The following is a 13,395-nucleotide window of genomic DNA, read 5'->3' as shown; positions in this document are numbered from 1 at the left end:
AGCTATTTTTATTAAAAAGTTGAAGGAGCCATTGATGAAAAATAGGATTCAAGATATTTTTGACAAGAGCATGGTGATTGAAAGTTTTACGCATACGGATTTGGAAAGAAATATTGAAAATTTTCTCAATCAATATATTGGCAGTCTGCCGTATTTTCAGGAGCATTCGGATTACTTTGGCACATATCAGATTCCGAATGATTTTTTTCATCGCAGTGTGAATTGGGCTTTAGTAAAACGTCATTGTGCAGATACAGTGATTTTGTTTCATCACCATGATACAGTTGATATTGAGGATTTTGGCAATTTAAAGGAAATTGCCTTTGATAATATGGCTTTGAAAAAGGCTTTAGCAAGTTCTGCACTGGGTCAGGATGTGTTAGAAGATATAATTTCTAACGAATGGCAATTTGGTCGTGGATCATGTGATATGAAAGCTGCATTGGCTTTGCAATTGGGAGTAGTCGCAGAATATGCGAGCAAAGCAGAAGGGAAAGTGAATCTTCTTTATTTATCAGTTGGAGATGAGGAATCCTATTCTCAAGGAATGCGAGCTGCGGTAGGTTTGCTCTCTGATTTGAAGAAGAAATTTCATTTAAATTATATCTTGGCTATTGATTCAGAACCATTTGAAAGCAATTCAGCTCAGGAAAAAGTGTTGCATGTTGGAACAGTTGGGAAAATGATGCCTGTCATGGTTACGCAGGGTATTCTTTCCCACATGAAAGAGCCTCTCAAGGGTATCAATGCTGTTTCGCTTCTAGCAAAAGTAGTAGAAAAAATTGATCTTAATCCGCTCTTGTCGGATTTGATTGATGGAGAGCGGGCTCCTTTGCCCTCATGGTCTTATATGCGTGATTTGAAGGAAAATTATGATGTATCAACTGTTCTCAGGGCAGCAGGCTATTTTAACATTCTTTATTTAGATAAAAGTCCGAAAGAGCTGATGATGACAATTCAACATCTTTGTCAAGAAGCTGTTGATGAATTTTATGAGCGCTATCAGACTTTGCAGGTGGTTTATAAAGAGTATAAAAAAGTCACAAAACCTCGTGTACTGACTTATGATGGGTTAATCCAGTTATGTCAAAAGAAGTCTGGATTTGAAGAATTTATGCACAAGGTAACCCGATCTGCTCATAAAGCATTTCAAGCGGGCTTAAGCTATCAAGAAATAACCATTGAAACTGTTCAAAAGGTGTTAGATTTCTATGATAAAAAGGAAGCATTTGTGGTGCTGACCATTGCACCACCTTATTATCCTTCTATGAATTGCCGGCATCTGAAAAATAGTGTGGTTGATATTGAAAAACTCATTGCACTTTATAGTAGATACTTAGCTGATACGGCGGCTGCTCGTCTAACAGTAGAAGAGTTCTTTATGGGAATTTGCGATATTAGTTACTGTGCTTTAGAAAAATCTGTTGAAGAACATCAGAAAATTATCGATAGTATGGCTGTCCCTGAACATTTATATTCGATTGATTTTGAGAAAATTCAGGACATCAATGTTCCTGGCATCAATCTAGGACCTTGGGGAAAAGATTTACATCAGTTGACGGAACGCGTCTATGAAAAGGATATGTTGGAAACGATTCCTCAATTTCTGTTATATTTGCTAGAACATATTGACAGTATTAAAAAACAAGAGCTATATTCATAACTGAGCTGAATATAGCTTTTGATGTTTATGAAAATTGCGCTAAAAAGTTATCTAGTTCTTTTTGGTTATGAAGAACTATAAATTTGTAGGGATACATTTTTTGAAGTTTCTCATATCGTTTCCGAATGTTAGCAGTTCGTCCGTCATGTAAGATCCAGCGGATAAATTCCCAGTCAAACTTTTCAGGACAGTCTTGTGCCATACTGTCTCTGACCTTACCTCTGTTCTTGGAATAACACTTTGCAGCCCGTAAAAGACAACTCCAACGTGAGAAATTTAAAAAAATAATTCGGTCTGCTTGTTTCATTCTCTCTTCATAGCAGCAGGAGCTGTAGTTTCCGTCTATCACCCAGTTTTCTTTGGCTTCTAAAAATCCTTTAACTTGCTCTTGCATCCAGCTGCGGTCACTCATTTCCCAATTGGGTAGAAACTGCAGTGTGTCTAAATGCAATTTGGGAATAGAGTAATACTGGGCTAATTTGGTCGTTAAAGTAGATTTTCCCGATCCAGAATAACCAATGATTGTAATTTTCATATCTAGCCTTTCTGTTTTCAGCAACAAAAAAAGCTCCACTGAGCTCTTTTTTACGTTATGCAGATTATTTTGCAAGTTTTGTAGCAAGACGTGCTTTATCGCGGCTCGCTTTGTTTTTATGAATCAAACCTTTAGTTTCTGCTTTATCGATAGCTGAGCTTGCAGCGCGGAAAAGTTCTTCAGAAGGATTTGCTTCAAATGCTTTAATTGCAGAACGCATAGCTGATTTTTGAGCTGAGTTTTTTTCGTTTTGTTTAACGTTTAATTCAGCGCGTTTGATAGCTGATTTAATATTTGCCAATGTTTTCACCTCCAATGATATACTAACTATCTAATTATATATGAAAAGTTGAAATTTGACAAGCCTTTTTATTTTTTAAGATAAATTTCATCAATTTCATGATTTGCTGTTTTATGAAGAATAATTTCGGCTCGGTTGCGTGTGGGTTCGATATAATCTTGCAAATTCACAAGGTTAATCGACTTCCAGACATTTTGAGCGAATTCCATAACTTTGTTTTCTGGCTGAGAAGTGAAAGGATGATAATAGTTAGTTGGCTCTTCTTTTGCTAAAGTGAGCAATTTTTTAAAACGATCCAGATACCAAGTTTCGATATTTTCAACTTCTGCATCCACGTAAATCGAAAAATCAAAGAAATCCGTCATGTAGAGACGTTCATTTTGTGGATTTTGAAAAACATTGATACCTTCAACGATGACAAAATCTGCGGCTGTAACATACTGTTTTTCGTCTGGAACAATATCATAAATTTCATGAGAATAAACAGGAATTTGATAATCCTTTCCATTTTTGATATTGTCCAAAAAGTCAAGCAAGAGCCCCATATTATAGCTTTCTGGAAAGCCTTTGCGCTTGAGAAGATTTTGCTCCTGCAAGTGAGCATTTGGATAAAGAAATCCGTCCGTCGTCACCAATTCAACAGTAGCATTTGAAAATGTTCTAGATAAAAGGATTTGCAAGAGCCGACTGGTAGTAGATTTTCCAACAGCAACGCTGCCAGAGACACCGATAATAAACGGTTGGCGTTTGATAGCTTTCTGTAAAAAAATACCTTTTGAAAATGCTAAATCTTCTTTTGAGCGCTTATAAATTTGGATGAGATTGGTCAAGGGAAGATAAACATCTGTTACATCTTGAAGGCTAATCTTATCATTGAAACTTTTGATGGAATTTAGCTCTTTTTGTGTTAAAGGCGGAGTTGTTTTGCGATGTAAGTTTTGCCAAGTTTTTCGACTAATTTTTTCAAAATGGATAAATTCGTTATTCATAGAGGACTCCTATTAATATGACCATTAGTATATCATAATTTTAAACAAATTGTAAACGGTTTACAAATAAAAGGTCTTTATGTTAAAATAGTTTTATGACTAAAATGTATTTCGCAGAAAATCCAGATGCAGAACATGATATTCACGAACTGAACGTTCAACTTCTGGGGCAAAATATGACTTTCTTGACTGACGCCGGCGTCTTTAGTAAGAAAATGATTGATTATGGAAGTCAAACGCTTTTAAAGTGTCTTGATTTTCATAAGCAAGAAAGCGTATTAGATGTTGGTTGTGGCTATGGAACATTAGGACTTACTTTAGTCAAGGCTAAAGAAGTCAAGGCGACCCTTGTTGATATAAATCAGCGTGCTCTTGATTTAGCTCGCCAAAATGCTGATCGTAATCAAGTTCTAGCTACGATTTTTCAATCTAATATTTATCAAAATGTAGAAGGGAGATTTCATCATATTATCAGCAATCCACCGATTCGAGCTGGGAAACAGATTGTTCATGAGGTGATTGCAGGAAGCCATGCGCACTTACTAGACGGAGGCGACTTGACGATTGTTATTCAAAAAAAACAGGGAGCGCCAAGTGCAAAAGCTAAGATGGAAGAAGTATTTGGAAATTGCGAAATTTTAAAAAAAGATAAGGGATATTATATCCTTAGAAGTAGGAAGGAAATATGAGAACAGTTGATGTTATTCAGAAAAAGCGGGATGGCTTAGAATTAACCAGCGATGAAATTAAGTGGTTAATCGAAGGATATGTTGCCGGAACCGTGCCCGATTATCAGATGTCGGCTTTTGCAATGGCAGTATATTTTAAAGGCATGAGTACTCGCGAGATTTCTGATTTGACGATGACCATGGTAGGCACAGGTCAGCAAATTGATTTGTCAGCTATTTCTGGAATCAAGGTTGATAAACATTCGACCGGAGGTGTAGGTGACAAAGTGACACTGGTGTTAGTACCATTGGTGGCTAGTTTTGGCGTGCCTGTTGCTAAAATGAGTGGTCGTGGACTCGGTCATACAGGAGGAACACTTGATAAACTAGAATCCATTAAAGGATTTCAGATTGAGCGCAGCCAAGAAGAATTTATTAAACAAGTGCAGGATATCGGATTGTCCGTTATTGGTCAGTCAAATCAGTTGGTGAAAGCTGATAAGTTACTTTATGCTTTGCGTGATGTGACGGCGACCGTCGATACGATCCCTCTGATTGCAAGTTCTGTTATGAGCAAGAAAATTGCAGCTGGTGCGGATAGCATTTTGTTAGACGTGACAGTTGGCGAGGGTGCATTTATGAAAAATCTAGAAGATGCGCGTGCTCTAGCTCGTACTATGGTTGATTTAGGAAAAGCAGTTGGGCGTAGGACGACAGCAGTTATTACTGATATGAGCCAACCTCTGGGAACTAGCATTGGTAATCGTTTGGAAATCCTTGAAGCTTTGGATATCCTGCAAGGAAAAGGACGAGAAGATGTAACAGAATTTATTTGTGAATTAGGCCAAATCATGCTTGGCTTAGCAAATGTTGAAAAAACTGTAAAAGAAGTGCGGGAACATCTATTTGATGGATCGGCACTGCAAAAATTTGAAGCCATGGTTGTTGCACAAGGTGGCGATTTAGAAGATTTGTACCGCCCTTCATCAGCAAAATACGTTGTAGAAGTGACTGCAGATGAAGCGGGTTATATTTCTGAATTGCCAGCAATGGAGTTTGGTTTATTTGCTATGCGGCTGGGCGCAGGTCGAGCTGTGAAATCTGATGCATTAGACTTTGAAACAGGAATTGTTTTTGAAAAGAAAGTCGGAGAACCGGTCAAAATCGATGAAATTGTCGCAAAAATTTATGCAAATGAAAAAATTTCACAAGAACTAGTTACAGAATTCAAAAAAAATGTTAAAATGAGTAATGAGCCGAAAAAAGTTCAAGAGATTATTGAAGTAATCGCTTAACTTACAGGAGAACCGAAAATGAAGTTAAATAAATATATAGATCATACGCTTTTAAAGCCAGATGCTCACCAAGAGCAAATTGAAAAATTGATTGAAGAAGCAAGAGAATATGATTTTGCAAGTGTTTGTGTTAATCCAACATGGGTCAGTTTTGCAGCAGAAGGATTACGAGATACAGATGTTAAGGTTTGTACTGTTATTGGTTTCCCTTTGGGTGCAAATACACCTGCTGTAAAAGCTTTTGAGGCAAAAGATGCCATTAAGAACGGAGCAGACGAAGTAGACATGGTTATCAATATTGGTGCTTTGAAATCTCAAAATCTGGTGTTGGTAGAAGAAGATATTGCTGCTGTTGTGGAAGCAAGCGGTGACACACTTGTAAAAGTAATTATCGAAACTTGTTTGTTAACTGATGAAGAAAAAGTTGTAGCGTGTCAGTTAGCCCAAAAAGCTGGTGCAGACTTTGTAAAAACTTCAACTGGATTTTCAACAGGTGGAGCTACTGTTCATGATGTAGCATTGATGAGAAAGACAGTGGGTCCAGATATGGGTGTTAAAGCTTCAGGTGGGGCTCGTTCGTATGAAGATGCAGTTGCATTTATTGAAGCAGGCGCAACGCGTATCGGAGCTTCTTCTGGTGTAGCCATTATGAAAGGAGAAAAAGCTAGTGGCGACTACTGAGTTGATTGATCTAGCGATTGAGACAAGTAAAAAAGCTTACGTTCCTTATTCTCATTTTCCGATTGGCGCTGTACTAGTAGCTAAAAATGATCAGATTTTTACAGGTGTAAACATTGAAAATGCTAGTTTTGGTCTGACGAACTGCGGTGAGCGGACAGCCATATTTAAGGCTATTTCAGAAGGTGTTACGGAGTTTGAGGAATTAATCGTTTATGGTGAAACTCAAAAGCCCGTTTCTCCGTGTGGAGCTTGTCGTCAAGTAATGGCAGAATTTTTTCCGCAGAATTTAAAGGTAACACTTGTTGCCAAAGATAAATCGACGGTCGTGATGACGGTCAGGGAATTACTTCCGTATTCTTTTACTAACTTGGAGTAGTTGGTAAAAATGGTCATTTGACCAAAGTTAATTTTGCAACTTTGTTGCACATCTTATTTAGGAGGTTCAGAGATGAACAAGAAACAATGGCTAGGCCTTGGTCTAGTAGCTGTCGCAGCAATCGGACTTGCTGCATGTGGTAACCGTGCATCTAAATCAAGCAATAAAGATGCAAAGACAGATTTGAAAGCTGCAATTGTAACAGATACAGGTGGTGTAGATGATAAATCGTTTAACCAATCAGCTTGGGAAGGTTTGCAAGCTTGGGGTAAAGAAAATGGTTTGACAAAAGACCATGGCTTCACTTATTTTCAATCTACTAATGAATCAGAATATGCTACTAACCTTGAGCAGGCAGCTTCTGGTAATTACAAGTTGGTCTTTGGTATTGGTTTTGCTCTTCGTAACGCTGTAGAAGCAGCAGCAAAGGATCATTCTGATACGAACTATGTTATCATTGATGATGAGATTAAAGGTCATAAGAACGTAGCTTCTGCTTTATTTGCTGATAATGAAGCTGCTTACCTTGCAGGTGTGGCTGCAGCAAAAACAACTAAAACCAAGAAAATTGGCTTTGTTGGTGGTATTAAAGGTGCTGTTTTGACTCGCTTTGAAAAAGGTTTTGAAGCAGGTGTGAAATCTGTTGATCCATCTATTAAGATTGATGTGAAATATGCGGAAAGCTTTAGTGATGCAGCAAAAGGTAAAACCATTGCAGCTGCTCAATATGCAGCTGGTGCAGATATTGTTTACCAGGTAGCCGGTGGTACTGGTGCAGGTGTATTCAACGAAGCAAAATCCATCAATGAAACTAGAAATGAATCTGAAAAAGTTTGGGTTATTGGTGTTGACCGTGACCAAAACGAAGAAGGTAAATACAAATCTAAAGATGGCAAAGAATCTAATTTTGTTTTAGCTTCTACTCTGAAACAAGTTGGTGGTACTGTAAAAGATATTGCTAACAAAACAGCAAAAGGGAAGTTCCCTGGAGGTAAAACTACAACTTATGGTTTGAAAGATAAAGGTGTAGATTTAACAACTAAGAATTTGTCTGCTGAAGCTAAAAAAGCAGTAGAAGATGCAAAAGCAAAAATCCTTGATGGAAGTATTAAAGTTCCTACAGATAAGTAATCTGACACTCAAGAAGCGACCTTCGTGGGTCGCTTTTTTGAGATTGAGACAGCTTTTGTCTCAGTAAAGCTGGCTAATCTTTTAGTGAGTTTTACTGAAATAAAATAATTTCTGAAAGGAATTTAATCATATGGCACATGAAAATGTCATTGAAATGCATGAAATAACCAAGATTTTTGGTGAATTTGTCGCAAATGACAAAATTAACCTTAATCTAAGACGTGGTGAAATTCATGCACTTTTAGGAGAAAATGGAGCGGGGAAGTCCACTCTGATGAATATGTTGGCGGGCTTGCTTGAGCCAACAAGTGGTGAGATTACTGTGAATGGAAAGTCAGTAACAATCGATTCTCCATCAAAATCAGCATCTTTAGGAATCGGAATGGTTCACCAACATTTTATGTTGGTAGAGGCTTTTACGGTTGCTGAAAACATTATTTTGGGGAGTGAAACGACGAAAAATGGTGTTTTAGACATTAGGAAAGCAATTAAAGATATCACGGAGCTATCTGAAAAATATGGTCTTGCTGTAGATCCTACAGCAAAAGTCGAAGATATTTCAGTTGGTGCGCAACAGCGTGTTGAAATCTTAAAGACCTTGTATCGTGGCGCTGATATCCTGATTTTTGACGAACCAACCGCAGTATTAACTCCTTCAGAAATTGAAGAACTAGAGCATATCATGAAAAATCTAGTTAAGGAAGGAAAATCCATCATTTTGATTACGCACAAATTGGATGAAATTCGTGCTGTTTCAGATCGTGTCACCGTTATCCGTCGTGGTAAAAGTATTCAAACTGTTGAGATTGGTGGAGCAACGAATAAAGATCTTGCTGAAATGATGGTTGGGCGTTCGGTATCCTTTACGACAGAAAAAATAGCATCAGACCCTAAGGAAGTTATTCTATCCATTAAAGATTTGATCGTTAATGAAAATCGTGGTGTGCCTGCTGTTAAAAATTTGTCTTTGGATGTGCGAGCTGGTGAAATTGTCGGAATTGCTGGGATTGATGGAAATGGACAAAGTGAGCTAATTCAAGCAATCACAGGCCTTCGGAAAGTAAAATCAGGAAGTATTACTATAAAAGGCGAAGAAGTCGTTGGTCTATCTCCAAGGAAGATTACCGAAATGCAAGTCAGCCACGTTCCTGAAGATCGGCATCGTGATGGCTTAGTACTGGAGATGATGCTGTCTGAAAATATGGCTTTGCAAACTTATTACAAGGAGCCATTAAGCAAAAATGGTATCTTAAATTATAATAATATCACTTCTTATGCACGCAAATTAATGGAGGAATTTGATGTTCGTGCTGCAAGTGAAACTGTTCCAGCATCTGCACTTTCAGGAGGAAATCAGCAAAAAGCGATTATTGCTCGTGAAATCGATCGTAATCCAGATCTTTTAATCGTTAGTCAACCAACTCGTGGACTTGATGTTGGAGCGATTGAATATATTCACAAACGTTTGATTGAAGAACGCGACAAGGGGAAAGCTGTACTTGTTGTCAGCTTTGAATTGGATGAAATTTTGAATGTTTCAGATCGTATTGCTGTTATCCATGATGGTAAAATTCAAGGCATTGTAACCCCTGCTGAAACCAATAAGCAAGAGTTAGGTATCTTGATGGCTGGTGGTGAAATTAAGAAGGGAGATTCAAATGACTAAGAAAACACAGCAAATTGCAGTGCCTTTGATTTCCGTTGTTCTTGGGATTTTGCTAGGTGCCATTGTCATGTGGATTTTTGGATATGATGCTATTTGGGGCTACGAAGAATTGTTCAAAGCAGCCTTTGGTACCGTTCGCAATATTGGAGAAATTTTCCGTGCAATGGGTCCACTTATTTTAATTGCTCTTGGATTTGCAGTGGCAAGCCGAGCTGGTTTCTTTAATGTCGGTTTACCAGGACAAGCCTTAGCAGGTTGGATTTTAAGTGGGTGGTTTGCACTTTCGTTTCCGAACCTTCCACGTCCGATTATGATTCTTGCGACAGTTGTTATTGCAGCAGTAGCCGGTGGGATTATTGGAGCAATTCCTGGTATTCTTCGTGCTTACTTAGGAACGAGTGAAGTTATTGTAACGATCATGATGAACTACATTGTTCTTTATGTTGGAAATGCAATGATTCATAGTTTCCCCAAGAGTGTCATGCAAAGTATTGATTCAAGTATTAAAGTTGGAGCAAATGCAACCTATCAAACAGAGTGGTTGCGAGCGTTGACAAACAATTCACGGATGAACATCGGAATCTTCTTTGCAATCATTGCAGTTGTTCTTATCTGGTTTATGTTGAAAAAAACAACACTTGGCTTTGAAATCCGCTCTGTCGGACTAAACCCAAATGCGAGTGAGTATGCAGGGATGTCTGCTAAAAGAACGATTATTCTTTCAATGATTATCTCAGGCGCGCTTGCTGGTGTCGGAGGTGTTGTCGAAGGACTAGGAACATTCCAAAACATCTATGTACAAGGAAGTTCTCTTGCTGTTGGATTTAATGGTATGGCCGTTAGTTTATTAGCTAGCAATTCACCAATTGGTATTCCATTTGCAGCCTTCTTATTTGCAGTGCTCCAAGTCGGTGCTCCAGGTATGAATACCGCAACGATTCCGGCTGAGTTGGTAAATATTGTAACAGCGTCTATTATTTTCTTCGTAAGTATTCATTATATCATTGAACACTTTATCAAACCAAGAAAACAAGCAAAAGTCAAGGGAGGAAAATAAGATGAATTTTGTAACGATGTTAAGTCTATTAGTTTCCTCTATGCTGATTTATGCAGCACCTTTGATTTTTACAAGTATTGGTGGAGCTTATTCTGAGCATGCAGGAATTGTCAATGTCGGACTCGAAGGTATTATGGTAATGGGGGCTTTTTCAGGAGTTGTCTTTAACCTTACCTTTGTCAATACTTTTGGAAATTTAACTCCGTGGCTGGCACTTTTGGTTGGCGGTATTGTGGGATTGATTTTCTCTCTTATCCATGCTGTTGCAACGATTAATTTCCGAGCCGATCATGTTGTTAGTGGTACAGTGCTCAATTTGATGGCACCTGCCTTAGCAATTTTCTTGGTAAAAGCTTTCTATAACAAAGGACAAACTAATAATATTCAAGTATCATTTGGCAAATTTAACTTTCCGCTATTATCAGATATTCCTGTCATTGGAGATATTTTCTTCAAACATACCAGTCTAATGGGGTATATTGCAGTAGCATTTGCCTTTCTAGCTTGGTTCATTATGTTTAAGACGAGATTTGGGCTGCGTTTACGTTCTGTAGGGGAACACCCACAAGCGGCTGATACATTGGGAATCAATGTTTATCTCATGCGTTATTATGGTGTGATGATTTCAGGTTTCCTTGGCGGTGTTGGCGGTGCGATTTATGCTCAATCTATCTCAGTAAACTTTGCTGCAACAACGATTATCGGACCAGGCTTTATCTCACTGGCTGCTATGATTTTTGGTAAATGGAACCCAATTGGAGCTATGTTTTCAAGTCTCTTCTTTGGACTGTCACAAAGTTTAGCTGTTATCGGAAGTCAATTGCCATTCCTATCACATGTACCAGCAGTTTATTTGCAAATTGCACCGTATGTACTAACTATTGTCGTATTAGCAGCTTTCTTCGGAAAAGCTGTTGCACCAAAAGCAGATGGTGTTAATTATATCAAATCAAAATAATTTATTGCAAAAAGCCAAGTTACTTTTCAAAGTAGCCTGGCTCTTTTTATAAAAAAACAATTATTCTGCTTGGAAAAACTTTCTAAAAGAATAATTGTCTTTAAAGTTACTTACATAAAATATACAATTGCAAGATACTGAAGAGCAGATGCTGCTAGGATGAAGAGATGCCAAATCATATGGAAATATGGCTTTTTCTTAGCATAAAATCCTGCACCAACAGTATAGCAGAGTCCTCCAGCCAGCATCAGTCCCCAGAAGACTGGTCCTGTTTGCCCAATGATTTGGGGAACGATAAGAATCACTAACCATCCCATAATAAGATACAGTGCCAAACTGAATTTTTCATTAACTTTTTTAGCAAATATTTTATATAAAATACCAAAAATGGTGGTTCCCCATTGAATGCCAATGATAAGGTAACCTAACCAGTTATTCATAAGAGACAATACAACGGGGGTATAGCTTCCAGCGATAGCGATATAAATCATCGAATGATCAATGATTCGCAAGATATACTTGTGTGTAGAACCATAGCTCATAGAATGGTAAATGGTTGAAGAAAGAAACATCAGAAATAAACTGATGACAAAAATTGAAACTCCGACGGCAGCAAGCATACCATGTTCTTCATAGCTGTAAATAGCAGAAATCGGAAGTAAAATTAGCATGATGATAGCACCAATAGCATGAGTAACGGCATTGGCGATTTCTTCACCAAAACTCAGCTGCTTGCTAAGTTTAAGGGTTTGGTTCATCTTTTGTCCTCCTTTCTAAGGATAAAGCAAGATCTTTCGTTTGATGAAATAATTTTACAGTTTGACAGGCTGCTTCAATAGCAGGTGCAGTATTATCTGTTTTTTCCTCTCGCATACAGTAGACAAATTCATTGTAGAGAGTAGCAGAATCCTTTTCGTTTACTAGAAGCTGAATCGTTTTGATAATATCTGGTATAGGAAAGACAGGCTTCAAAGTTGTCAATACAATCAATCGAGCAATCTGGATACGATTATATTTCTTCTTAATTGGTTTTGGAATGTGAGCGTGTTTGACATAGTTATTAACCATAGCAGCGGTTAAAGATTTATCTGTACCACGAAATGCCTGTTCGTTTACACCATTCACATAGAGAAGAACTTGGTCAAGATAGAGATCTAAGTCAGGTAATTCCTCCCAAGTTGGGAATTGTGTGATTTTCAAAATATCCACCTCTTTATAATCTAGTCTTAATAACTAGATTATATAATGATAAATGTCTTGTGTCAAGAGAAAAATCATTTGTTCTGCAAAATAACTTTTGATACAATAAGATTATGAAAATTTTAATTCCAACTGCAAAGGAAATGAATCTTAGCCTTAAACCGCATGGCAAGTATTTTCTTTCAGAGCAAACAAAAACAATTGTAGCTAGCCTGTCACAGTATTCTATTGAAGAGTTAGCGAAGCTTTATCATGTTAACCTGGAGCGGGCAGAAGAGGAGCATCTTCATCTGCAACAATTAAAAAATGAGCAAGCTCTTACTTACCCAGCTTTGCATTTATTTGATGGTCTCATGTATCGAAATATCAAAAGAAGTGATTTAATGGAGAAAGAGTTGAGATATATAGACAATCATTTGCTCATTACCTCTAGTCTATATGGTATTATGCCAGCTATGGCGTTGATTTCACCTCATCGATTGGATTTTTTAGTGAAATGTGCTATTTCTGGCAAAAGCTTGAAAAATTATTGGCGCAATGATTATGATGCAGCTATTTCAGGTGAGGAAATGATTTTGTCTCTGTTATCAAGTGAGTTTGAGACGGTGTTTTCCAAATCTGTGCGTGATAAGATGCTTCGGTTTAAATTTTTAGAAGATAGAGAAGGAAGTTTGAAAGTTCACTCAACTATTTCTAAGAAGGCTCGGGGGCAATTTTTAACTGCTTTAATTGAAAATCAAATAACAACGAAAGAGGAAATCAAGCAATTACAATTTGCAGACTTTGCTTTTCGAGAAGATTTATCTACTATAGATACTTATGTTTTTGTCAAGGAAAATAAGCAAAAAACGGAATGACGTAAACGTATCATTCCG

Annotated in this window: 15 protein-coding genes; 10 read left to right on the top strand and 5 right to left on the bottom strand. The window is 37.6% G+C overall.

What is annotated here, in order from left to right; all coding sequences use genetic code 11:
• Nucleotides 1-34: 34 nt before the first annotated feature.
• Complete coding sequence (locus SCSC_RS04700; protein ID WP_006269388.1) at nt 35-1,663, top strand: M20/M25/M40 family metallo-hydrolase; 1,629 nt, start codon at nt 35-37, stop codon at nt 1,661-1,663.
• Nucleotides 1,664-1,688: 25 nt separating this feature from the next.
• On the opposite strand, the gene SCSC_RS04695 is transcribed toward SCSC_RS04700, so the two are convergent.
• The 3 genes from SCSC_RS04695 to coaA form a co-directional block, all read right to left on the bottom strand.
• Nucleotides 1,689-2,198: a DNA topology modulation protein gene (locus tag SCSC_RS04695; protein WP_037565509.1), complete on the bottom strand. Its 510-nt coding sequence runs from the start codon at nt 2,196-2,198 to the stop codon at nt 1,689-1,691.
• 64 nt (nt 2,199-2,262) lie between these two features.
• A complete protein-coding gene (gene rpsT / locus SCSC_RS04690; RefSeq protein ID WP_006269392.1) occupies nt 2,263-2,499 on the bottom strand; it encodes a 30S ribosomal protein S20 in 237 nt (78 codons plus the stop codon).
• Between the two features lie 68 nt (nt 2,500-2,567).
• A complete protein-coding gene (gene coaA, locus SCSC_RS04685; RefSeq protein ID WP_006269389.1) occupies nt 2,568-3,488 on the bottom strand; it encodes a type I pantothenate kinase in 921 nt (306 codons plus the stop codon).
• A 95-nt stretch (nt 3,489-3,583) separates the two neighbouring features.
• Here coaA and SCSC_RS04680 point away from each other — a divergent pair, with 95 nt between their 5' ends.
• The 8 genes from SCSC_RS04680 to SCSC_RS04645 all read left to right on the top strand — a co-directional run bounded on the left by SCSC_RS04680 (nt 3,584) and on the right by SCSC_RS04645 (nt 11,320).
• Nucleotides 3,584-4,177, top strand: a complete 594-nt coding sequence (locus SCSC_RS04680; RefSeq protein WP_003068923.1) for a class I SAM-dependent methyltransferase — start codon at nt 3,584-3,586, stop codon at nt 4,175-4,177.
• Complete coding sequence (locus SCSC_RS04675) at nt 4,174-5,451, top strand: pyrimidine-nucleoside phosphorylase (RefSeq protein WP_006269411.1); 1,278 nt, start codon at nt 4,174-4,176, stop codon at nt 5,449-5,451. The genes SCSC_RS04680 and SCSC_RS04675 overlap by 4 nt, the downstream gene beginning before the upstream one ends.
• 18 nt (nt 5,452-5,469) lie before the next feature.
• The gene (gene deoC, locus SCSC_RS04670) at nt 5,470-6,132 is read left to right on the top strand and encodes a deoxyribose-phosphate aldolase (RefSeq protein ID WP_006267712.1); all 663 of its coding nucleotides are present in this window, start codon (nt 5,470-5,472) and stop codon (nt 6,130-6,132) included.
• Complete coding sequence (locus SCSC_RS04665) at nt 6,119-6,508, top strand: cytidine deaminase (RefSeq protein ID WP_006269381.1); 390 nt, start codon at nt 6,119-6,121, stop codon at nt 6,506-6,508. Before deoC ends, SCSC_RS04665 begins: the two co-directional genes overlap by 14 nt.
• Before the next feature lie 72 nt (nt 6,509-6,580).
• Nucleotides 6,581-7,639, top strand: coding sequence for a BMP family lipoprotein (locus SCSC_RS04660; protein WP_006269420.1), 1,059 nt, complete (start codon nt 6,581-6,583; stop codon nt 7,637-7,639).
• A 130-nt stretch (nt 7,640-7,769) separates the two neighbouring features.
• Nucleotides 7,770-9,305, top strand: coding sequence for an ABC transporter ATP-binding protein (locus SCSC_RS04655; protein WP_006269415.1), 1,536 nt, complete (start codon nt 7,770-7,772; stop codon nt 9,303-9,305).
• Complete coding sequence (locus SCSC_RS04650; RefSeq protein WP_006269380.1) at nt 9,298-10,362, top strand: ABC transporter permease; 1,065 nt, start codon at nt 9,298-9,300, stop codon at nt 10,360-10,362. Before SCSC_RS04655 ends, SCSC_RS04650 begins: the two co-directional genes overlap by 8 nt.
• Nucleotide 10,363: 1 nt before the next feature.
• Nucleotides 10,364-11,320 carry an ABC transporter permease gene (locus tag SCSC_RS04645; protein ID WP_003068938.1) on the top strand — a complete coding sequence of 319 codons (957 nt, stop codon included), beginning with the start codon at nt 10,364-10,366 and terminating at the stop codon, nt 11,318-11,320.
• A 110-nt stretch (nt 11,321-11,430) separates the two neighbouring features.
• On the opposite strand, the gene trhA is transcribed toward SCSC_RS04645, so the two are convergent.
• The gene (gene trhA / locus SCSC_RS04640; protein WP_003068940.1) at nt 11,431-12,078 is read right to left on the bottom strand and encodes a PAQR family membrane homeostasis protein TrhA; all 648 of its coding nucleotides are present in this window, start codon (nt 12,076-12,078) and stop codon (nt 11,431-11,433) included.
• Entirely contained in the window at nt 12,062-12,520 is a 459-nt protein-coding gene (locus tag SCSC_RS04635; protein ID WP_006267836.1) for a DUF1836 domain-containing protein, read from the bottom strand. The genes trhA and SCSC_RS04635 overlap by 17 nt, the downstream gene beginning before the upstream one ends.
• A 113-nt stretch (nt 12,521-12,633) precedes the next feature.
• On the opposite strand from SCSC_RS04635, the gene yaaA reads away from it, so the two are divergent.
• Nucleotides 12,634-13,377, top strand: a complete 744-nt coding sequence (gene yaaA / locus SCSC_RS04630) for a peroxide stress protein YaaA (protein ID WP_006269374.1) — start codon at nt 12,634-12,636, stop codon at nt 13,375-13,377.
• Nucleotides 13,378-13,395: the final 18 nt, after the last annotated feature.

Origin of the sequence: Streptococcus constellatus subsp. constellatus (assembly GCF_023167545.1) — a bacterium.
GTDB classification, from domain to species: Bacteria; Bacillota; Bacilli; order Lactobacillales; family Streptococcaceae; genus Streptococcus; species Streptococcus constellatus.
Note: the sequence above shows the minus strand (reverse complement) of the source record. Positions and strands in the feature narration are given on the sequence as shown.